This window comes from Bradyrhizobium sp. CCBAU 11430 (assembly GCF_028128855.1).
Classification (GTDB): domain Bacteria; phylum Pseudomonadota; class Alphaproteobacteria; order Rhizobiales; family Xanthobacteraceae; genus Bradyrhizobium; species Bradyrhizobium ottawaense.
The window spans coordinates 125,115-145,516 of sequence record NZ_LBJV01000072.1; the positions used below are offsets into that span (position 1 = coordinate 125,115).

Here is a 20,402-nt window from a genome sequence, read left to right on the forward strand (position 1 = left end):
GTTGCCTTCACCTTAATGTAACTTCGCGGGGACAGCAAACCGCTGGTTGTAAAAAAGACGGCTGCTGTCCTTAGCCCGCTGGTCGCGGAGCAGAAGGCATGCCCTTGAGCGGAGGCAATTCGGGCGGTGGCGGCCGCTTCCTCGGATCCTTGTGATTGAAGTGCCCGCGGGTTGGCAGCGGGATCAGCCAGCGTTTGCATTGCGAGCGGAGCGCGAATTCAGAGACGCCGAGGTCCTTCGCCGCACGGATCAATGTCTTGCTCCAGACGAGATCGCGGAGCTTGGCCCGACCGATCGTGACCCACCTGTGGCGCACCGGAAACCCAACGCGCCTAGTCTTGCGCGGCCGCTTAATGCCATGCTTTCGAGCGAAGGCCTTGGTGGCCACCGCCTCCAGTTTCGCCCGCCGGCGCGCTAGATCGTCGGGGCGTTGGAAGGGAAACGGCGCGTAGGCCCTCTTCAACTTGAAATATCGTCGCGTCCAGAATTGCTGATCCTCTTCATCGAAGGGATAGAAGGGAACGTCTGGCGGCGACCACTCGGCGTGGTCCGGAAGGAAGCCCGGCCTCTTCGAATCGAAGTCCCACCAGATCGCGCATCCGAGGCGCTTATGGTGGAAGTCCGTCGCTAGGGCGTCGATCGCTTCCACACAGTACAGCGGGTCGCGCCCCCTGCGCGCGACTGGAGCTATGATGCCGATGTTCAGGAGCTCCTCGAGCTCGGAGGCCCTCAGCTTCAGACACTTGAGCACCTGGTGCTCTTCGTAGAGCGGCGGCAGATCTAACATTGCGGCTCCTCGTTCGAGAGGAAGCCGGCCATGGTCCAATACTGTCTGTCAAATTGTGGGACTTGCGGGTCTTTTGGGCAGAAAGACTTCAGCCACTTTAAGGCGGCAACTGCGCTGTCGGGTTCGTGTTGCCAGACAACGTGTGCACGAATTGATTCGTAGGCAGTGTGACTGACACCACGGCGGTAATTAACAGCCAGCAATGGCGAGACCTCATGCACGCAATGACGGGATGATGTGACCAAGCATGGCGCATCCTTGTTGTGTGCGCCGGTGCCCATTCTACCATTCAAGCTACATCAGGCCGGTAAAAGGATGAGTCTCATCCGTAGGTTGGACTGGACTGTTGGCCGGTGCTGTGGTTGCATCCTCAAATTAATATGGCCATTTGGGAGGACAATGGGATGAAGCAGCTTTTTCTAGTCGCAGCCTTTTTGCTGACTGCATCCGCGGCAAACGCGCAGTATGTGACCGGGACCGGCTCCAATCCGAGTACCCACTCGTCATCGGGCTACACCCGCAGCAACGGCACTTACGTCGCGCCCTATGTCGCGACTAATCCAAACGGCACACAGCGGGACAATTTCGGTACCAGCGGAAACATCAATCCGTATACAGGCCAGACCGGCCATCGCACGCCTCGGTATTGAGTCCAGCCATGGCCAAACGACAAGTCTTTCACTCCGTTCCTTCGAAGGAAGGCTGGGCCGTCAAACACAAGGGTGAAGTGGTTTCAAACCATCAAACTCAGAAAGCGGCTGAGAGTGCCGCCATCCGCGCGGGGCACAAAGCGGAAGACCAAGGGGGCCTCGGACAAGCAGTATTGCACAAGTCCGATGGTACGATCCGGGAGGAGCGAACTTACGGCGCCGATCCCCGAAGTAGCAAAGGATAGTTGAGCTCGCCGGACCTTGGGGTCGGCGCGCCAGCCTTGATCGTATTTCGCTTCAACATTGGTTGGTGGGTGCCCGCTGGAGCGGTCGCATTGATCGGCCATTTTTGCCGCCCTAGGAGGGGATCAATGGCGATGACTGATGAAGAATGGAACGTGCGCGCCGGGGCGGCCGCGCTTGCTACTTGTCTGGTCAAGACGCTGGGAGAGTCGGATCCGACTTTTCAGGAGCGATTTCTAAAGAACTTGGAGGCAGCCTACCGCCACTTCCGTGATGACTCTGCGGCCATCGGAACCGATGGCAAGCCGCGACCGGTGACCGGAGCACTCGAAATCCTCAATTGGACGCGCGAGATGCTGACCGGATGGAATCCGATCACCGGACAAGGCAATCCATTGCTAAAATAGCAAGATGGAGGAGGTGAGTTTTGCTGCAATGCGCAAACGCTGAGCTCCGCGTTGCGGGCTTGCTTTAGACGATCCATGAAATCCCCCTTTTGCCGACCGCCCCCACGAAGCCATTTTGGTCGTCGCACGAAGCGATGTTGAAACTATGCAATCCGATATTGAGGAGATGTATCGCCCTGAAGGAGGGTTGAATGCGTAGCCTGATTTTCGGCGTGTTGCTCGTAGCTCTGGCGACTATCGGATCTTCATCGTTTATTTCGGCGGCGCTTTCTGCAGCACGAGATGCGAAGGCCGCAACTTTTCAGAACGGTTCGCACCGGCAATAAAGGTCCCCCCTAGCACCTAGGCCCGCCGGCCGCGGCCGGATGAGCCAGGGCGGTTGCTTGCAATTTCTCAGGCGAAGCCGAATACCAATTTACCGCGGCCGGCGGCGTGGTTTTGACGGATAGCGAATGCGACTTGGGTTATTTGCGCAATCGTTCAAAAGCTTGGGGACATTCAGGCATTAGGTCAACGCATCTGCATTTTCCGAATCGACGTTCCGTGGTCGCTCGCTCATGCGTCGCGTTCAGGGGTGCAGGTGTGAGCCACTTTCTGTCGATGCTGCTGCTAACAGCAGCCGTCATTCTGACCGTCTGCTTCGGAGTGGCGGCCTGGCGCCTCTCTGACGGAAAGGACGTCGACATCACTGGCCAGACCTCGCGCCAGTTCGATGGATGGAAGGGGTCGCCCACCCGATAGTTCTCGCGCCTTCAGCGCCATCTCCCTGAAACCCCGGTTGCACTGCGGTGGCATGGTCCTTGCGGATCCGTCGGTCCTGGCAGGGAGACGTTTCGCGATGAAACAGAAATCGCGGGTCTTAAAGCCGCGCAAGCCCACTCTGGCACACATGGTCTCCGATCTGGTGAAATTGCTCAGAGCAATGGAGGACCTTGAGAGACTGAGAGAGAAGGTTCAGCTCGCTGAGGAAAATCCAAGGCACCATTAACCCGAAGCGGGTTATCGCTGACCGCCTCTGCGCTCGCGAGTGGCGGATGTCGTCGAACTTTGCCGACCTCCTGGCCGCTCACGCTTGCGATCCGATAACGGCCCTTAGCGGACTCCAAAACCGGAACGCCCTTCCCTGTCGGTGTCGGGGTCTGACTCAGAGCAGACTTTAAGCATGAGGCCGAAGGCCTAAAGGCCCGTCCGAGAGCCCTTAGACGCGAGCGTCGGGTGAGCACCTCAGCGCCGAATGCGTTCAGCTGGGCAGAGCAGCTTTCATGGCTACGTGGCGAATTCCTTGGCGCCGAGTTGTACCTGGGCACGGCGAACAGCCGCGCATACGCTGTTGACCGACTTGAGTAACCCCTCCACGTCGGCGCTGGGGTCATTTTGCACTGTTACCATCTGTATTCTCAGCGCGGCCAATTCCGACTCGGCTTTCAACATGAGTTCAACAGTTTCCACGAGACCAGAGGTTCCTCCAAATAGTGGGCTTTCCAAGTGTTGCGCAACCAAGCCGCACAAACTCGACGCTAGGGTCAACAAACTACCCACTATTGTGGCAATCTTTGCCTCGACAATCGCTGCAGAAGCAACTCCAGTACTTGTTACGGCTGTTGCTACCGAAGCAAAGAGTCTCCAGGTTCTCGCCCGAGAAAGCCGCGCGGGCGCGACTCTCAACAGGTTTGCAACTTGCGGCCCGGCCGCATCGATTCCTGATTGAGCTATCGCAATCAGGAAATCACGGCCAATCTGAGCTGTACCACCCAGCACTAAACCACGTTGCAAAAAAGCTCTTGCCTCCGGAAAACGGGACGTGAGCTCTCGCATAGCGTTTGGTGAACAAGCGCCTATTAGCTCAAGGATAGAGTTATATTTGATAGAACTAGTGTCTACCGGCTCATTCATGCTGGATTGCTCAGGACAAAAGGCGAATTTTCATAGCTCCTGCTAGTGCGATACTCGCCAAGAGGCACCACCCAAAGAGAAGCAGGGATAAGAATAATTGCAACATCACCAACATATGCCAGGTGATAGAAACGTTGCTGTAGTCGAAATCGTTGATCAAGTACACGAATGGCGTGGCTACCATCGGATCCCAGACGCCGTACACGAACAGCGAAACAACCAGAATGATAGAGACAACGAGCACCGAAGCAAGCGTGATTGAGTGTCGGTCCGGTGAATTGAAACCACGCGTGTAAAAGCCCTTAAAGGTCGAGCTAACCAGTGAACCCATTACGACAGGACTTCCCCAAAGTCCTTCCAAACAGCTGTCAAGATCTTTCCAGTACCCTGACAGAACCACGAACGCGACGTAAAGAAAAACGAATGGTGCGAATATAGCAAAGAACAGCGCTCTGCCCGTCCAAGCACTTATATACCTGATAAAAGAGCCCCTTGGGTTAGGCAGTATCGGAAGCTGGCGCTTTAGGCCCGACCAGAGCCACGGTCCAAACATTGCAGCAATCACATACCAAAAAACCATGGCCTCCGCGAATTTTATCATTTCCGGCGCGGACGTCACCATAACTGCGAGTCTTCCGCCGAAAGCAACCGGTTTGGTACCCTGCTCCAGCTCGCTCAGCGTTTGTAGCCGGATTCGAAGCTGATTCACCTCTCCTTTAATAAGCTCTCGCGTAACTACTAGTGGATTGGCCGAGCTACCGAGCGCGAGGAGCATGTCCCCGTATGTGGAGGCCCTAAAGAAATCCGATAGCTGACTAGCAATCGTCGTGTCGCGAATTGGAGAAAGCAAGCCGCTTGGCAACTGACAAGCTTTGAACGATGTGCAGCCAAGCATCAATGGCATTCCACTTTCTCGAAGGCCAATCTCCGCAATGCCTTCAAGTTGGATTTGCCCCACTATCTGAGAGGCTGCATCTCGGGCGACGTAGGATTCCCCTTCTATGTGACCTATGAAGACGGCAACCTTTCCCTCTACAAACTTGGTTATTTTCTCAGTGCTTTGACCCGGTATAGCTTCCAGCAATTGATCCCCAGCGGCTGACCGCAAACGTTGAATTACATCGACCTCGTCGGTTGAAAAGAAGCTAACAATCCGCAAATCCTCGCGTCGCACCGGCTGCTTCATTAGCCAAATGAAATCATCCACCGTTCCAACGTCACGCACCGGAAGTAACATGCTAGGGGTGAGTTCTATCATTGCCTCCTTCTTGCCGGCGACGGTAACAACACGAACCGGTCGAACTCCGTACGATCCAACATTTACTAAGACAGAGGTTCTGTCGGAAATCTCTGCGAATACGTCGGGACTCTTCGTGATTATCTCAGAGTCCGCCCTCAAGGAGGGGCGCATCGAATTTGCCAAATTTTCCTTCTCAAGAGCGTTGCTTAGTTCAGCACGCCAAGTTTCCCGACCTAGAACTTGCGAGTTGCCCCCTATGTATCCGAAGAATGAGCCACCTTTCGTAAGCACAATTTTATTTTCGGATAAGCTCAGAACGAACTTAGGCCCAGTGTTCAGCGTCGCGTACTCTACGACAGCAAAAGTTGCAGAAGCGACGACACCTGCATTATTAATTGATCTTCGTAGTAACGGGTTCTTTAGCAGCGGAACGGTTCTCGCAACTCCATGGCCAGCTGCCCGGGTAGCCCCACTAACGGCTTTGCCGGCCCCTCGTTCAACACTACTCTCGACCCCGTGTTCGACTCCGCGAACGATAAAGTCCAATACGCCGCCTTGGCAGGTGCCGCCTAAAGTTGCGCTAAAAAAAACTACCGCACTCCGGAGAAATCTGCGCATAGATTTCGCATCCAATCCCAAAAAGAAGTGGGCCATTCGGCGCTAATAGCTTGCATGCTAATCTAGAAGACTAGGACTGATCAGTTCGGGATTAGTGTGAGACATTTCACATAACATAGGGAAATCACGAGTTTTGCAATGCCCGCTTGTGGCCCCTTGCTGGCGTCCCTGGCCCACTCCGTCGAGCTTGGCTGCGTTTGCTGCTGAGCAACTTTGAATGAGGCGGTAGCAAAGGCTGCGTCCCGCGGCCCGACCGAAGGCGTTGCACCCCCTTTCTGATGAAGGTCGCCTGATGAAGTTTGCTATGCGCCGAACATCGCGGCTCGTTCTCATTGGCCTGTTTGCACTCGTCGCGCCGGCGACGGCGGCAATCGAGCCTATGGCCGACTCCATGCACGTGGGTCGCGCCTCCGGCGACCTTTTTCAGTGGCAAAGGATCGACTTCCCGTATTCACAACCGTCCCGCCGGAATGCGCCTCAGATCAAGATCGCCATCCGCACAAAGGGCCCAAGCATGCAAGGCCTCATCCGTATTCCGGGCGCACCAGCGTCCAACTTCGACACCGGCAAAGGACTGATCTCGAGCGTCCGATCAATGTAGTGCTCGTGCTTCCCCGGCAGCTGCTAAAATCCAACCGGTAGCTGTCCACAGACCGCCCTGGAACAGGTGGACAAGACCGACCCTGCACATTTGCGAATCCCTGCCCTGTGCTAACCGCTCGGAACGAACAGAAGGGCGGAAGGATTCGTCCCGGCAGGAGCAATCTCGATGCTGATGACGAAGGAAAGACGGCCAGCGGTCCGCACGCTGCGCGGATGGGCATTGAGCGTGCTGCGGGAAGCCGGCGCCATCCACGAATGTGAGGAGCATGGCTGGGCAAAGGACCGGGCGGACCCTCACGCCCGTGACCGAGCGTTCGTCATAGCTCGCCAACATCCTCCGGCGGGAGTTTCGCCGGAGGCAGCAACTGTGGCTGTAGCCGAAATTCTTGATGAGACCGGCGATACTTGTCCTGAGTGCCTGCCTGACGAGGAGCGTTAGGAAAAGCGGGGCCTAGAGGCAACCAGCCTCGTCCGCTTGTGACTTAATTGCCGAAGTAAAGGCCGCAAAGACACATCTCTGCTTTGGGCCAAGAACGGACTCATGCACCGCCGCAATCATTTATTCGATCACCTCGTCGGCGCGGGCGAGCAGCGTGATTGGGATGTCGAGACCGAGCGCCTTAGCGGTCTTGAGGTTGATATTCAGGGTCACCTCCGTCGTCTGCTCGACGGGAAGCTCCGCCGGACGCGCCCCTTTGAGAATGCGATCAACATAGGCTGCGGCGCGTTGCCATAGTTTGAAAAGATTGGCCGAGTACGATATCAGTCCTCCTCTCTGAGCCGAATCGCGGAATGGATAGATCGCCGGTAAGCGCCGCTCTGCCGTGAGCGCGATCAGCTGGGGAACGAGAGGTATCAGCGAGGGATCGTCGGTGACGACGACGCCATCGAGACCGCTCTCTCCCAGCGCGGTGAAGCTGTTCTCGATTTCCGCGAGCCGCACCGAGAGGGCTTTCAACTCGAGACCGAGCCCGGGTGCCGCGTTTTGCATGAGTTCGACTTGGTTGGCGGTCGTCGGATTGTCAGGATTCCACAACACGGCGACACGACGCATTTTCGGTGCCGCCTCCTTCAGCAGCTCCAGCCACTTGACGCCGTAATCGCCGGAGAACTGCGACAGCCCAGTGATGTTGCCGCCTGGCCGGGCAAGGCTTGCCACAAGACCGGCTCTGACGGGATCTCCGCTCATGCAGACGATCGGCACGGTGGATGTTGCACGTTGCGCAGTTTGCGAAGTGGGTGTGCCTGGAGTCACGAGAACATCGACGTTGAGCTTGAGGAGTTCAGCGATCAGCGCAGGAACGCGCTCCGGCTTTCCGTCGGCGTAACGTTCTTCGAGCAGTAGGTTGCGCCCCACTACATATCCAAGGTCTGCTAGTCCTTGACGGAATCCGGTTTGGTAGTACACGTCCGTCCCGCGAACGCCGCTCCAGACGTAACCGACCCGCGGCACCGCTGGTTGCTGCGCGTGGGCTGCGAGGGGCAAGGCGACTACCGCAGCGCTGAGAAGAGTGACAAAATCGCGGCGTTTCATTAAGTCACCTCGCGGCGCGCTACCGCTACAATATGCGCCCGCAACTCGGAATTTTGAATGGGTGAGCCGGTGAAATAACCGTCAGCCCGAGATGAGTCCAAAGGCGTATCCGGGGGCATATTTCGTTTATCGTGGGCCCCCTCGGTAGAGGCTGCGCAGCCCCCGATGTCCGGGTTGGGTCACGAGCGGCTGTGGAGGCCAGCAGCCCGCTCGTCCGGTCTCCTCTCAACAGCAGACGCCGGCTATCACGCAAGAGGGCAGCTAGGGACCACAAGGCGACATTCGAAAGGATGAGGGTCTCTAGCTGATGCGGCGTTACTCGTCGAAAGCTACGCCGATCTGACCGTCCTTTCGCCAAAAAATATGGCAGCGCCTAGCTGCCGCGCCGAGCGGACCTTCGACAGACGCGACGCAACTTCGCAGATGCGCCCGCAGCTATCGTCAGCTACCTGACTTTACTTCTGCAATCGCTTCAAGCAATCGCTCCGCGATGCTCTCCAGCTGCGCCGCCGCCCGGAGATAAGTGCGAGCGATGATGGTCAGTGTTTGGCGACGGGCCGCCGTCACCGCGAGTTCAGCCAGTTGTTCTGCCTCGGCAGCGTGGTCGCGGTATCGCTTTGCTTCAGCAATGCATTGATCCGATCGTCCTGCCGAAGCAAGTTCGCCGGTTATTAGGCATACACGACCCCAGCCTTCGGTGGTGGTAATTGCGCTGCTAGTAAGTGAGGTCGAAAGCAAGGCTGTGATCTTCGGAGGTGTTACGGAGGCGAACCTGCCGCAGGATCTTAAAAACTCGCGCCGATCGTCTTCTTCTGGAGAGGACATTGCGGCTTCCTGTGATTTGTTTGAAATATTTACTAGTCGATTAGAGAGTTAAGCAGCTCAATTATGAAATGTAACTATATCCCATGTCGTATCGGAGACCCGCCGCCGCGGGCATTGAAATTTTGACGAGGTCCGGTGCGGGTCAAAATGCGAAGACCTCGAACTGAGCAAATCTGGTCCGCTCTGCCTCAACGAGCGGACTTCCGACCGCCGAGGCGCAACTTCGCAGATGGGCCAAGAGCAGAAATCGCCGACGCAAGCCGCTCTGAGAACATCTTCTCATCGAGCATGTCGGGCTAGGCTATAGATCGTCATCCCGCTCTATTTCGGGCTTTTCGTGCAAAACGGCATCCAGCAGCGAATTGTGAACTTCTATCTTCCCATTATAGCTGATGAGCCCAAGTTTGCGGAATTTGTTCATGAAGAAGCTCACCCGGGATCGCGTCGTGCCGATCATCTCTGCCAACGTTTCCTGGCTGATATCGATCAAAATAGGCTGAGTTGTGCCTTCCGTTCCGAAATGCGCGAGCAGAAGAAGAAGGCGTGCAAGTCGCTTCTCGCTTGAATTGAAAAGCTGGTCGATCAAATCCTCTTCGATGCGGCTGTTTCGCGTCAGGAGATAGGCCATGAACAGCTCGGAAAATTTCGGCTCGGACTGAACGGTGTGGATCATCGCTTCTTTGCTTATTGAAGTGATCATGCATTCCTCCACCGCGGTTGCGGTCGCGATCCGCAGTGGATGACCATTGAGGCACCCTTCGCCGAAGAACTGGCCCGGTTCCAAAATCCCGACGACCGCTTCCTTTCCTTGCTCGGACACGACGGTGAGCTTGACGCGGCCTTCTTGAATGTAAAAAACTGCATCTGCCACGTCTCCTTGCGTGAAGACGTGCTGACTTCTCTCAAATTTCAGGATTGCCTTGCCTGCCCCTACCTTTGCGAGAAAGGCTTGGGGATCGAACGCCTTCTTGGTCGATTTCCCCACAGGAGTCTCCTTTACTCCGATGAGCGCGTTCTCATCGTTATAGCGGTTGAGCGCCGACATGTCACTTACGTCTTCGCTGCCTAGGGGGTGCCGAAAATCACGCCCCGATCTGCGGGCTCGATCACAACGCCGCGTTTGCTCGTCGAAATGGCACGAAGCCTTACGTCGGCGCTCGCAATTCACCCCGGAGCCATCCTGCAAGTTCGCCGGACTTCATCGGATCGAAAAGCTCGACCACGCGCTGATGAACGTGATCGCAAGCGGGGCACTTGAATGTTCGGATGTCAAAGCCGGAGGCACCGGAGGTAATCCGTGCCAGCATTGTAATTGCTCTCTTGCACTTTGGACATCGTGGCTCGTGAACCGTGATCATGTGCTTTGCCTTCATCAGGCGGGAGCGCTACAGAACTCTCAGTCACCGGTAGTTGCCGATAAGTGAATGGTGATAAGATCACCATGCAACTGTCGCAAGTTCCGCGTTTGCTCAGACGTGTGACAAGGGGTCCGACGACGGACAGAAGCCATCGTTCAAGCACCGGGAACGTCCGGTGAGGGTCAAAATGCAAACAACTCAACCTGAGTTACTGAGCGGACCTCAACGAAACGCCCACTTCGCTGATGGGCCAAGACGGCATGCGGTTCGTCTTTAAGTGAAAGAGGCCGCCAGGCGGCCTTAATTCATTTTGCGACGCAGCTTCCAGATGATCTCGCGGAGGTCGCTCATGTACTCGGAAATCACTCGCTGCGCTTCCTCCACGCGGGAGGCGTAAGTTGCTTTACGTCGCTCTGCTGTTCGGACTTAGTCATGTTTCTAACGCTCCCAGAGTGGCTGCCGGGAGACGCAACGCAGGAGGCTGGCTTTTTCAACGTTCACCTCGGCGGCTGCAATCCGGGCGAATTTAGCCATTCGCTGATGTGAGCGCCGGTCTCGGCTTGCCGGGCTTTGCGGATCGCGCGTTCCCGCTCGATACCAGGTGGAAGCGATTTGGCTTCCTGACGGAGGCGTTGGGCTTGTTCGGCAAGGCGCTCTTCAAGGGACGTGGTTTGCTTGAAACGGCGTCGCTGCATGGCGCTGCTCCTTTCTAGAGGAGGCGGGAGCGCTAGTGGCGTTCTCATCACCGATGAAAGCCAAGGGCCGTGCGGTGATCATGGAAGTCTGGCATGTCCGGTAACCGACATCTGGTCAATATTGACCACCAACTGGAATACAGATTCGGGAACGTGGCCCACGGCAGGTCCGGTAAGGGTCAGAAGCGCTCAGCGGCAGGCACTTGCGAGGTCGGCTATGGGCCAGAAGGCGACATTGGCGGTCCGGACTCGATCTCTATTTGGTGCGCAAGCGCGTTTGGCGCTGCGCTCTGATCCGTTTAGAGTATGGTGGGTTGGTGGGGCCTGGTGCGGCCATGGTGCAAGAGCGGGTCCGGGTCGAGCGAAGATTATCAGCGATCTTGGCCGCCGACGTGGCCGGCTATTCTCGGCTCATGCACAATGACGAAGAGGCGACACACGCCAAGCTGACGGCCCTTCTCGCCGGGGGTGTCGAGCCCGCAATTGCGCAGCACGGCGGCCGCATCGTAAAGAACACCGGCGACGGGTTTTTGGCTGAGTTTCCAAGTGCGGTCGAAGCGGTGCGGGCTGCCATGCAGTTTCAGTCCCGCATCAACGAACTTACCTGCGACGACGCGGAAGACAGGCGCATTCTCTTCCGTGTGGGGCTCAATATCGGTGATATCATCGTCGAAGCCCATGACATCTTTGGAGACGGCGTCAACATTGCGGCCCGGCTCGAGAGCATCGCCGAACCCGGCGGCATCTGTATCTCTCAGACTGTCTTCAATCACGCGCGCGACAAGGTGCCGTTCGACGTTGAGGAAGCGGGTGAGCAAACTCTGAAGAACATCGCCCGGCCCGTCCACGTTTACCGCATCATCATCGACCCGGACCTGCGGACTGCGACTCCCAAACGCGAGATTCCGGCGTTCGCGTTGCCTGACAAGCCATCTGTCGCCGTTTTGCCGCTGACCAATATGAGCGGCGACTCCGAGCAGGAATTCGTCTCCGACGGTATCGCCGAAGATGCGATCACGGCGTTATCGCGTTATCCCTCATTGTTCGTCATCGCACGGAACTCGTCGTTCACTTACAAAGGGCGAGCGGTTGATGTGAGACAGGTCGGGCGTGAGCTCGGCGTCCGCTACGTGCTTGAAGGTAGCGTGCGCAAGGCCGGCAGCCGGATCCGCGTGACCGCGCAGCTCATAGAGGCGGCGACCAGCAATCATGTATGGGCCGAGCGCTACGACCGCGATCTCGCAGATATTTTCGCCGTGCAGGATGAGCTCACCGAGGCGTTGACGACTGCGCTCGCCCCCGCCATTGCAGACGCCGAGCTCCGACGCGCCATGCGCAGGCCGCCGGGCAGCCTTGATGCCTGGGCCGCCTATCAGCGCGGCCTGTGGCATCTGAGCAAAGCGACCGCAGAGGACGATGAGAGCGCCGAGAAATTCTTCAGACAGGCGATCGATCTCGACCCGACCTTCAGCGGCAGCTACAGCGCGCTCGCTCTGTACCAGCTGCAAGCGGCCGCGCTCTACCAGAAGATAGGCCTGCGAGACGCGCAACATTCGGCGGAGGCCCTAGCCCGCCGGGCGGTCGCGCTCGATGGTGCCGATGCCGAAGCCCGTTCGTGCCTTGGCTGGGCCTTGCAAGCACGCGGCGAGGCTGACGATGCGTTGGCGGAGATCGAGCGAGCTCTCTCTATGAGTCCAAATCTGGCGATCGCGCACGGCCATCGAGGCGCGACGCTGATCTTTGCCGGACGGCACAAGGAGGGGGTCACGTCTCTCAACGTGTGTATCAGGCTCGATCCCCGCGATCCCTATCTGGCAGTCCGCTTGTTGCACATTGCGTGCGGTTTATATTTCTGCGGCGAATACGAAGCTTCGATCCAGGCCGCAAAACGCCTGATCCGGTCGTATCCGAATTTTCCGATGATCTACCGCTGGTCCGCGGCGGCGCTGGGCCAGCTTGGGCGCATAGCGGAAGCGAAGGAAGAACTGGAAAAGGCCGTCTCGCGCGCACCGGGGGCATTAGATATGTATGTCCGCAACAGAGCTCCGTGGTTTCGTCCAGAAGACCACGCGCATCTCGTCGACGGTCTAGGTAAGGCCGGATGGAGGGGGTGAGGCTGCATTGAACTGCGGGCCGACGAAGTACCGGCTATCGGGCGTCACTGGATGCTTCACGCTTAAGCCAACTTCCGCCGCGCCCCCGCTGCAGGCTTCTTCGCCGCAGCTTCCTTCGCGGGCTTCTTGCCGGCGATGGGCATCAGCATTTCCTTCTGGCCAGCTGATGCCTTCTTTGGCTTCTTGGCGGGCTTTGTCTCCTTCGCCGGCGCAGCTTCCCGACCGACACTCTGCCGCAGCGCTTCCATCAGGTCGACCACGTTCTCGCCCCTCGGCCGCTCCTTCGGCCGGATGACCTTCCCGGCCCGTTTCTGGTTGATGAGGTCGATCAGCGCGGTTTCGTAATGGTCCTCAAACTTCTCCGGATCGAAACGCCCCGCCTTCTGATTCACGATGTGCTTGGCGAGGTCCAGCATGTCCTTGGTAACCTTCACGTTCTGGATCTCGTCGAAGTATTCCTGCTCGCTGCGGATCTCGTAGGGGTAGCGCAGCAGGGTGCCGACAAGACCCTTGTCCATCGGCTCCAACGCGATGATATGCTCGCGGTTGGTCAGCACCACCCGGCCGATCGCAACCTTGTTCATCTCCCGGATTGTCTCCCGGATGACCGCAAAGGCATCGTGGCCGACCTTGCCGTCGGGGCGGATGTAATAGGGGCGGATCAGGTAGCGCGGGTCGATATCGGCCTTGTCGACAAACTCGTCTATCTCGATGGTCCGGGTTGACTCCAGTGCGATCTCTTCGAGCTCCTCTTTCGAGACTTCGATGTACTGTCCCTTTTCGAGCTCATAGCCCTTGACGATGTCTTCGTTGGACACCTCGTCGCCGGTGTCCGCGTCGACTTTCAGGTACTTTATGCGATGGCCCGTGGCCCGGTTCAGCTGATTAAAGGCGATCTTCTCGCTCTCCGACGTCGCCGGGTAGAGCGCTACGGGACAGGTGACCAGGGATAGGCGCAGAAAGCCTTTCCAGTTGGCGCGGGGGGCCATTGACGCGGAACTCCGTTTGGTCGGCTCCGATTCAAGACGAACAGGCCGACCGAGTTCCGACAGATTCAGACTGAAAATGTATCGCGCTCTACTATTTCTTAGTTGCAGGAAGGCCGAAATATGCCCCGCCCGGCCCGTTAGTCTGGCACAAATCTGAACTGATGTGTTCCGTGCTCGCGGGGATCCGGGCTGCGTTCCGCCATCCGGTAACCCTCATGGGCCCTGATGAAAGGTTGCTCGGGGATCCACGTCCGCTCATATCTCACCAGCTTTTCCGAGGGTGAGGAGAGCCGCCCAGGTCCATTATCGCTTAGGTACGAAGTCTGGATCTCTCGTCGCGCCTCTCCGTCGCTGATCGGAACGCGATGCCAGACCAACTTGGCCGCCCGAACTGCGCAGAGCGCCTGAATGGTCCCGAAAGCGTCAGGCACGTACTGTATGGCTCCGTTCGAGTGGACAAGATCGACATTGCGGAGCCATTCGGCCGCTTCATCAATGCGTTCGAAAAACCTGAGCCTGTCCGTCGCGAGTTCTTTGGCGCGCCGCACCATGGCCGGCGTCTCGACAACCGCCCATCGGATTTCTGGCGATTGCCGGCGGGCGGTCTTGTAGTGAACGCCGGCGCCTCCGCCGAAATCGACGACCGTTCTGACACCATCAACCAATGGCCAAGGCTCACTGTTAGTTTCGTAGTTCATTGTCTTGAGGAAAATCGTTTCAACCAATTCCGGGTTCTCATACCCTTCAATGACTTCCCGGGGCTGAAACAACCTGCGTCTTATTCTCTGGACGATGTTCATAAGGGTAAAGCCCCGGCACACCTTCTAATAGGTTATCCAGCCGTATCACAATCAGACATATTTGGAAACAATTCGGACTATCGGCTTCCTCGCACATAGACCATGATGGTCTGCTACCTGCCGACCGAGGCATCCATGGGCAACGAACTCGTCGTTCGAAAATCGACGTTTCCGACGGCACAAAAGATGCGTCGAGCTGCTCAGTACGTTCGGATGTCGACAGAGCGGCAGCAATACTCAATTCAGAACCAGGCGGCGGTCATTGCCGCCTATGCCCACGCGCACAACTTGACGATCGTCCGCACCTATCGCGACGAAGGGGAAAGTGGCCTCCTCATCAAGAATCGAGCTGGTCTCATCCAGCTCCTAGAAGACGTCCAGGCGGGTGAGACCGATTTTGGCTTCGTCCTGGTTTACGATGTGAGCCGCTGGGGCCGCTTTCAGGACGTGGACGAAAGCGCACATTACGAATTTGTCTGTAAGCGTAGCGGCATCAAGATCGCTTACTGTGCCGAACAATTCGATAACGACGGCAGCATGCTGGCGAGCATCGTCAAAAACATCAAAAGAGTAATGGCTGCCGAGTACAGCCGAGAACTTTCCGCCAAGGTCTACGCCGGACAGTGTCGGTACGCACGTCTCGGCTTCAAGCCTTGCGGCAAGGTTGGTTATGGGCTGGTCCGAGAGCTTGTTGATGAGAAGGACCAATCAAAGGGAATCATGAAGAACGGTGACCGCAAGTATCTAACGACCGACCACATTCGAGTGCGCCCAGGCGACCCGCGAGAGGCGGCAATCGTAAGATGGATATTCGCTCGCTTCCTGGAAGTGAAAAGCGAAACCGTGGTGGCCTGGGAGCTCAACAAGAATGCGGTGCCGACCAGAACAGGGAAACCGTGGACCCGGGTCATGGTCGGATCCATTCTCAGGGACGAAACTTACATAGGTAACCTGGTCTTCAACCGGCGCTCGTGGAAGCTGCGTCAAACCCGCACGTATAATCCTCCTGAGCAATGGATCCGGGCGGAGGGTTGCCTCGAGCCGATAGTTGATCGCGACCTCTTTTTGCGAGCCAACAAATTCATCGACGAACGGCGTGTTGATTTATCTGAAGAAGAAATGATCCTTCGTTTGCGCCGGACTTTGCTTGAAAAGGGTCGCCTAAGCATAAGCATCATAGACCGCACGCCGGGCTTACCCTGTGTCGCAACGTGTCAGACCCATTTCGGCAGCATTCGCAACCTTTACCGGTTGCTCGGCTACACTCCGAAACGGAACTACGAATTTCTGGAATCGCGTTCGCTCTGGTCTGAGCAAAAGACGATGCTCGCGTCTCGTATTAGAAGTGCCGCTAGGCGCGCAGGCTGCCGGACGAGCACCGGAGGATGGACAGACTCAATGCGCGTAAACGGCACCACGTGCGTTTCTGTCAGAGCGGCGCGCTGGACACCACGAAAGGAGGAAACGCATTCTCCACACTGGACCATTCAGTGCGACTCGCATGTGCCCGCAGGATGGATTGCCGCGATACGACTATCGGAACAAAATAAGGACATCCTCGATTACGTGTTGTTGCCTACCGATGGCAAGGTCAAGAGAACCATAAGGTTCTCAGAGGCGGCGCGCGAACGTCACGAGATCACTTGCTTCAAAACGGCTGACGCCCTCGTTCGCGCGATCACCAGGAGGCTAACCAGGAAAACGCTTTCCCGAGCCACGCCAACGCCGATGAGCAAGCAACCGAGAGTAACCCCGCCCAAATCCAAGAGCGGCCACGCACAGCGCTGATAGACCGCAAATAAAGGAACGCACCGAGAGCTGTGCCGTAGTTCCTCTTAAAGTCACCGTTGAGCTTTGCAATCTTTGACAGCTCGGAAGATGTGTCGATCTCATCGGCCATTGACGCTGGTCCTCACTATTAAAGCCAGCGCCTTATGAACCACTGTTTTGCCCGACGGAGCAAGCAGAATTTCGGTATTTCAAAAAATTTCGCCACTGCCCTTTTGTCGGTATTGACCAAGCAATTGCGATCCACCCGCGTGTACACGCAAGCCCCAGCGGCTGGTCACCTCTCCAACTCGCTCCTATTCTTGCGTCATGACCAAAGCAGAGAACAGGGCGGCAGCGAAGGCGTGGCACAGGGAGCGCATGCGCTTGCGCGTGGAAGACGCCCGGGCCGAGGCAGTTGCAGCAGACCTCGCCGAGCTGGGTCGGCTGCGCCACTATCTTGTGTTCGGCAGGAAAGACGGCCGCGCCGACCGCGATAAGTTGATGAAGGCTATTGACGACTACGTTGAAGAAATGACCGGCGACCGTACCAAGCTGCACGCACAGGGATCGAGTATCGGCGCCTAACGCGCCAATCTGAATATCAGCCGTCTATCCGTAGCATCACTTGAGTGGCCTTTTGAAGAATGTGCAATCTTTACAGCATCACGACCAACCAGGCCGCGATCTCGGCAGTATTCCGCGTCGTCAATCGATACGCCGGCAACCTCGCGCCGATGCCAGGTGTTTTTCCTGACTATGAGGCCCCGATCGTCCGGAACGGCGCCGATGGCCGCGAGCTCGCACTTGCACGTTGGGGCATGCCGTCATCGTCGAAGGCGCTTATGGACGCGACGAAGAAGCGGGCCGACAAGCTGCACGCCAAGGGCAAGACAGTCGATTTCAAGGAATTGCTCCGGATGGAGCCGGACAGCGGCACGACCAACATTCGCAACGTGAAGTCCAAGCATTGGACGCGTTGGTTAGGTCCGGAGAACCGCTGCGTGGTGCCCTTCAATAGCTTCAGCGAGTTCAACAAGGCCGAAGGCGGCGACATCTGGTTCGCGCTAGACGAGGCCCGGCCACTCCTATGCTTTGCCGGCATCTGGACTAACTGGACGTCGGTCCGGAAGGTCAAGGAGGGTGAGACCACCAACGACCTCTACGCATTCCTGACGACAGAGCCGAACGCCGAAGTCGGCGCCGTCCACCCGAAGGCGATGCCGGTGATCCTGACGACGCCCGACGAGGTAGAGACTTGGATGACCGCGCCTGCAGACGACGCCCTGAAGCTGCAGCGGCCGCTTCCGGACGGGGCGCTGCGGATCGTCGCCCGCGGCGTGAAGGAGGATCCTGCACCAGCGAGGTAGCCTTTTGCACGCTGCGGAATCGCGGACAAATCCTATATCCGCGGATTGCAAATCCCTGACGGAGCAAAGACGGCCGGCGATCCGGAGGGTAAGGGGCTGGGCGATTGCTGTACTGTATGAGGCCGGGCCATTCAGGAAGCGCCTCGGTGGGCATATCCCAGACACTCCAAGTGTTCGTTCATCCCCAGCCGCAGGTCTATGCCCGCTATGTCTTTCGTCGCCTGCGTCGCCGGGCACCCCAAGTGAAAGCTTGTCGTCTGCTTCTGGAATTTGATTGCCGGAATGGAGCAGGCGGAAGATCTCAAGAGGCAGATGGCGGCCGACGCCGCATTCGCATCTCTGCAAGCCTGCACCGAGCAGGTAGAAGCATGGATCGGTCGGGCGGCAGCTCGCGGCGATGCGCCCCTGGTTACGGCTGATGCCGAGCGGGCGCAGCTCAGCGCGCTACGCAGCCTTGGCTTGGATGCCTCGAAACTTCAGGCCCTGGATGAGGCGTCCAGAAAGGTTGCGCAAGCCTTCAACGTTCCGATCGCGCTGGTGTCCTTGGTCGATGATACTCATCCAACTGCGCCTGACAGCCTTCCTCAGGAAGTCCAAGCTGGTCTCCAGGGCAACCACGAGGGGTCCCTCGATGCGCATGTGATCGCTGCAGGAGATATTCTGATTTGTGAGAATGTGACGGAGGATCCGCGCTTCGCCGATGATCCACGTGTGCTCGAGAGAGGGATTCGCTTCTACGCAGGAGTTCCGCTGCGGACACGTTGTAGGCTGCCTTTGTGTAATCGATCCTCAGCCGCGGGAGTTCACCGAGCGAGATCGTGACCGCTTACAGGAAATGGCGAACCAATTGATGGTCGACATCTAGAGCCGCCAAAGCGACCACTGACGCCCATTCCGAAAGAACTCACGAGAGCGGGACATATGTGCGATTGAAACCGACAGCGAGAAGCTGATTCCGAGATAATCAAGGCACTGCGGACAATCCCCTGCCGCCGTTATCAGCTGAACTCTCACGCACCAGGCGGGCAACTCTGCGAGGCCCGTCCCACACCTCAACGGACGGATGGGCGTCTAAGAATTTCTCGGCTCGAGCTTGCGCGTCTTTGTCGGTCGGGCAATCGATCTCGTAGACTGCACGAGCAACACCGGATAGATCTACCGCGAATGCAACGTAACGCATTGCAGTCCCCATTTGAGGGAAGCTGCACACTCGATTCATTCGCGCGCTTATAGTTCCTGCACAAAAAAACGGCCCCAGCAGTTTGGCGGCGGCTGGGGCCGTTGGACTACTCCGGCCCACGGGGGCATGGAGCCGGAGCACAGCACCAAGCCTGATGCTTGTTGCTAGTTCCTAGGAAGCCAGGCTGCCAACTGTGGCCCCTTACTTATCGTCCATTGGCAAATTGACGGTTGATCGCCTCTTGAGGCGCCAGTAGCCGACTAGCGCGCCATTCGAATATGAGGACTATGCTACTGAGCAGCATGGTCCCCAACCCAGACATTATCAAAATCATTTGGAGCATCGAATCACTGCGTGCCGTGTCGATGTTCCTAAGTATCAAACTAAACAGTTGTTCCGAAGACTATTCCGGCGGCTGTAAGCCAGGCGAACGAAGCCACTCGCTCATGTGAGACCCGGTCTCGCATTGGCGTGCCCGGCGCAACATCTCCTCTCTTACGGGTCCTGGTGGAAGCAGTCTGGCATCCTCGCGAAGTTTCTTGGCCTCTTCGGCTAGGCGGTCTTCAAGAGAGTGGGTCTGTTTGACCCGGCGCCTCTCGGTCATGACATCCTCCGACCGGTAAAATTGGTTCTCATTTAACGCACGCGCGCGGTTGGGAGTTCTGTCCACAAGTGCACTCAACCGACCGCTAGCGACGCCCTCAGTCACACTTCGTGATTGAACTACTATCTTGTTTAATTATTAAATATGGGATTAAATAATTAAATCCGCGTGGAGGGTGCGATGCCAGACCAAGAAGATGACGATCGGCGGGAATTTCTGAAGACCTGCGGAAAATTCGCGGTGGTGACGCCACCTGTGATAACAGCCTTGCTTTCGACTTCTCTGACCAGCACAGCCATCGCCCATTCCGGCGGCGGCTTGAAGCATGGCCCTCGTGGCAACAATGGCTGGGGCAATGGCGGCGGGGACGGCAGCCCCAACGGCAAACCCGACAAGGACCGGTGACCTGAGGCAGGGCCGGGAACGCTTGGCAGACTGCCTAGTTTTCCCGACGCCCTTTCCCTTAGGGCACCCCGGCAGGCCCCAGCTCCGGCACCCTGCCCCCCGGAGCTGGGGCCATTTTTGTGGGCCTCGAAGCCACTAGTTCGCACTCAATCGTGACCGGGGATCTTGGTTGCGTTGCAATATTTTCCCGACACGCGCGAATGAAGTTGATACGCTCCCTAGGTGCAGAGCACATCGGGAGCAACTTCAATTGCCTGACGAAATACCGTCGCCCAGCCGATTTTTCATTCGAATGGGAGGTAGGGGTTGGATGGTCTACG

Annotated in this window: 20 protein-coding genes and 1 pseudogene; 12 read left to right on the plus strand and 9 right to left on the minus strand. The window is 57.4% G+C overall.

All coding sequences use genetic code 11. From position 1 onward, the window contains the following. Positions 1-70 precede the first annotated feature (70 nt). Positions 71-826, minus strand: a complete 756-nt coding sequence (locus XI04_RS33555; protein WP_271611424.1) for a hypothetical protein — start codon at positions 824-826, stop codon at positions 71-73. A gap of 365 nt (positions 827-1,191) precedes the next feature. On the opposite strand from XI04_RS33555, the gene XI04_RS33560 reads away from it, so the two are divergent. The 4 genes from XI04_RS33560 to XI04_RS33570 all read left to right on the plus strand — a co-directional run bounded on the left by XI04_RS33560 (position 1,192) and on the right by XI04_RS33570 (position 2,413). Then, the gene (locus tag XI04_RS33560) at positions 1,192-1,437 is read left to right on the plus strand and encodes a hypothetical protein (protein WP_271610178.1); all 246 of its coding nucleotides are present in this window, start codon (positions 1,192-1,194) and stop codon (positions 1,435-1,437) included. A gap of 8 nt (positions 1,438-1,445) precedes the next feature. Continuing rightward, on the plus strand, positions 1,446-1,682 hold the full coding sequence (locus XI04_RS38945; RefSeq protein ID WP_442868730.1) for a DUF2188 domain-containing protein: 237 nt from the start codon (positions 1,446-1,448) through the stop codon (positions 1,680-1,682). A gap of 126 nt (positions 1,683-1,808) precedes the next feature. After that, a complete protein-coding gene (locus XI04_RS33565) occupies positions 1,809-2,087 on the plus strand; it encodes a hypothetical protein (protein ID WP_271610179.1) in 279 nt (92 codons plus the stop codon). 191 nt (positions 2,088-2,278) lie between these two features. Next, the gene (locus XI04_RS33570) at positions 2,279-2,413 is read left to right on the plus strand and encodes a hypothetical protein (protein WP_271593784.1); all 135 of its coding nucleotides are present in this window, start codon (positions 2,279-2,281) and stop codon (positions 2,411-2,413) included. Positions 2,414-3,353: 940 nt separating this feature from the next. Here XI04_RS33570 and XI04_RS33575 read toward each other — a convergent pair. Both XI04_RS33575 and XI04_RS33580 read right to left on the minus strand, forming a co-directional pair. Further along, the gene (locus tag XI04_RS33575) at positions 3,354-3,980 is read right to left on the minus strand and encodes a hypothetical protein (RefSeq protein ID WP_271610180.1); all 627 of its coding nucleotides are present in this window, start codon (positions 3,978-3,980) and stop codon (positions 3,354-3,356) included. Between the two features lie 10 nt (positions 3,981-3,990). Next, positions 3,991-5,238: a hypothetical protein gene (locus XI04_RS33580; protein ID WP_271610181.1), complete on the minus strand. Its 1,248-nt coding sequence runs from the start codon at positions 5,236-5,238 to the stop codon at positions 3,991-3,993. Between the two features lie 892 nt (positions 5,239-6,130). Here XI04_RS33580 and XI04_RS33585 point away from each other — a divergent pair. Next, complete coding sequence (locus tag XI04_RS33585; protein ID WP_271610182.1) at positions 6,131-6,439, plus strand: hypothetical protein; 309 nt, start codon at positions 6,131-6,133, stop codon at positions 6,437-6,439. Positions 6,440-6,607: 168 nt separating this feature from the next. Beyond that, positions 6,608-6,880, plus strand: coding sequence for a hypothetical protein (locus tag XI04_RS33590; RefSeq protein ID WP_271610183.1), 273 nt, complete (start codon positions 6,608-6,610; stop codon positions 6,878-6,880). A gap of 120 nt (positions 6,881-7,000) precedes the next feature. On the opposite strand, the gene XI04_RS33595 is transcribed toward XI04_RS33590, so the two are convergent. From XI04_RS33595 to XI04_RS33610, 4 genes are all read right to left on the minus strand, one after another. Next, entirely contained in the window at positions 7,001-7,975 is a 975-nt protein-coding gene (locus XI04_RS33595; protein WP_271610184.1) for an ABC transporter substrate-binding protein, read from the minus strand. Positions 7,976-8,416: 441 nt separating this feature from the next. Continuing rightward, positions 8,417-8,800, minus strand: a complete 384-nt coding sequence (locus XI04_RS33600; RefSeq protein ID WP_080670282.1) for a hypothetical protein — start codon at positions 8,798-8,800, stop codon at positions 8,417-8,419. Between the two features lie 301 nt (positions 8,801-9,101). Next, complete coding sequence (locus XI04_RS33605; protein WP_442869012.1) at positions 9,102-9,845, minus strand: Crp/Fnr family transcriptional regulator; 744 nt, start codon at positions 9,843-9,845, stop codon at positions 9,102-9,104. 810 nt (positions 9,846-10,655) lie between these two features. Further along, positions 10,656-10,853: a hypothetical protein gene (locus XI04_RS33610; RefSeq protein WP_075968876.1), complete on the minus strand. Its 198-nt coding sequence runs from the start codon at positions 10,851-10,853 to the stop codon at positions 10,656-10,658. A gap of 380 nt (positions 10,854-11,233) precedes the next feature. On the opposite strand from XI04_RS33610, the gene XI04_RS33615 reads away from it, so the two are divergent. Continuing rightward, on the plus strand, positions 11,234-12,967 hold the full coding sequence (locus tag XI04_RS33615) for an adenylate/guanylate cyclase domain-containing protein (RefSeq protein ID WP_271610185.1): 1,734 nt from the start codon (positions 11,234-11,236) through the stop codon (positions 12,965-12,967). 62 nt (positions 12,968-13,029) lie between these two features. On the opposite strand, the gene ku is transcribed toward XI04_RS33615, so the two are convergent. Both ku and XI04_RS33625 read right to left on the minus strand, forming a co-directional pair. Continuing rightward, the gene (ku, locus tag XI04_RS33620) at positions 13,030-13,956 is read right to left on the minus strand and encodes a non-homologous end joining protein Ku (protein WP_271610186.1); all 927 of its coding nucleotides are present in this window, start codon (positions 13,954-13,956) and stop codon (positions 13,030-13,032) included. A 137-nt stretch (positions 13,957-14,093) separates the two neighbouring features. Further along, complete coding sequence (locus XI04_RS33625) at positions 14,094-14,756, minus strand: hypothetical protein (protein ID WP_271610187.1); 663 nt, start codon at positions 14,754-14,756, stop codon at positions 14,094-14,096. 135 nt (positions 14,757-14,891) lie between these two features. On the opposite strand from XI04_RS33625, the gene XI04_RS33630 reads away from it, so the two are divergent. The 5 genes and pseudogenes from XI04_RS33630 (at position 14,892) to XI04_RS33655 (ending at position 20,082) form a co-directional block, all read left to right on the plus strand. After that, positions 14,892-16,544 carry a recombinase family protein gene (locus XI04_RS33630; protein WP_271610188.1) on the plus strand — a complete coding sequence of 551 codons (1,653 nt, stop codon included), beginning with the start codon at positions 14,892-14,894 and terminating at the stop codon, positions 16,542-16,544. Between the two features lie 366 nt (positions 16,545-16,910). After that, positions 16,911-17,111 (plus strand): hypothetical protein, encoded by a 201-nt coding sequence (locus tag XI04_RS33635; RefSeq protein ID WP_271610189.1) that lies wholly within the window; start codon positions 16,911-16,913, stop codon positions 17,109-17,111. A gap of 59 nt (positions 17,112-17,170) precedes the next feature. Then, on the plus strand, positions 17,171-17,893 hold the full coding sequence (locus XI04_RS33640) for an SOS response-associated peptidase (protein ID WP_271610190.1): 723 nt from the start codon (positions 17,171-17,173) through the stop codon (positions 17,891-17,893). A 312-nt stretch (positions 17,894-18,205) separates the two neighbouring features. Next, positions 18,206-18,758 (plus strand): annotated as a pseudogene (locus tag XI04_RS33645) (GAF domain-containing protein). Positions 18,759-19,857: 1,099 nt separating this feature from the next. Then, positions 19,858-20,082: a hypothetical protein gene (locus XI04_RS33655; RefSeq protein WP_271610193.1), complete on the plus strand. Its 225-nt coding sequence runs from the start codon at positions 19,858-19,860 to the stop codon at positions 20,080-20,082. The last annotated feature ends 320 nt before the right edge of the window (positions 20,083-20,402 follow it).

Coding starts and splice junctions, on each gene's coding strand:
- XI04_RS33560 (WP_271610178.1), top strand. CDS start 1,192: ATGAAGCAGCTTTTTCTAGTCGCAGCCTTTTTGCTGACTGCATCCGCG.
- XI04_RS38945 (WP_442868730.1), top strand. CDS start 1,446: ATGGCCAAACGACAAGTCTTTCACTCCGTTCCTTCGAAGGAAGGCTGG.
- XI04_RS33565 (WP_271610179.1), top strand. CDS start 1,809: ATGGCGATGACTGATGAAGAATGGAACGTGCGCGCCGGGGCGGCCGCG.
- XI04_RS33570 (WP_271593784.1), top strand. CDS start 2,279: ATGCGTAGCCTGATTTTCGGCGTGTTGCTCGTAGCTCTGGCGACTATC.
- XI04_RS33575 (WP_271610180.1), bottom strand. CDS start 3,980: ATGAATGAGCCGGTAGACACTAGTTCTATCAAATATAACTCTATCCTT.
- XI04_RS33580 (WP_271610181.1), bottom strand. CDS start 5,238: ATGATAGAACTCACCCCTAGCATGTTACTTCCGGTGCGTGACGTTGGA.
- XI04_RS33585 (WP_271610182.1), top strand. CDS start 6,131: ATGAAGTTTGCTATGCGCCGAACATCGCGGCTCGTTCTCATTGGCCTG.
- XI04_RS33590 (WP_271610183.1), top strand. CDS start 6,608: ATGCTGATGACGAAGGAAAGACGGCCAGCGGTCCGCACGCTGCGCGGA.
- XI04_RS33595 (WP_271610184.1), bottom strand. CDS start 7,975: ATGAAACGCCGCGATTTTGTCACTCTTCTCAGCGCTGCGGTAGTCGCC.
- XI04_RS33600 (WP_080670282.1), bottom strand. CDS start 8,800: ATGTCCTCTCCAGAAGAAGACGATCGGCGCGAGTTTTTAAGATCCTGC.
- XI04_RS33605 (WP_442869012.1), bottom strand. CDS start 9,845: ATGTCGGCGCTCAACCGCTATAACGATGAGAACGCGCTCATCGGAGTA.
- XI04_RS33610 (WP_075968876.1), bottom strand. CDS start 10,853: ATGCAGCGACGCCGTTTCAAGCAAACCACGTCCCTTGAAGAGCGCCTT.
- ku (WP_271610186.1), bottom strand. CDS start 13,956: ATGGCCCCCCGCGCCAACTGGAAAGGCTTTCTGCGCCTATCCCTGGTC.
- XI04_RS33625 (WP_271610187.1), bottom strand. CDS start 14,756: ATGAACATCGTCCAGAGAATAAGACGCAGGTTGTTTCAGCCCCGGGAA.
- XI04_RS33630 (WP_271610188.1), top strand. CDS start 14,892: ATGGGCAACGAACTCGTCGTTCGAAAATCGACGTTTCCGACGGCACAA.
- XI04_RS33640 (WP_271610190.1), top strand. CDS start 17,171: ATGTGCAATCTTTACAGCATCACGACCAACCAGGCCGCGATCTCGGCA.
- XI04_RS33655 (WP_271610193.1), top strand. CDS start 19,858: ATGCCAGACCAAGAAGATGACGATCGGCGGGAATTTCTGAAGACCTGC.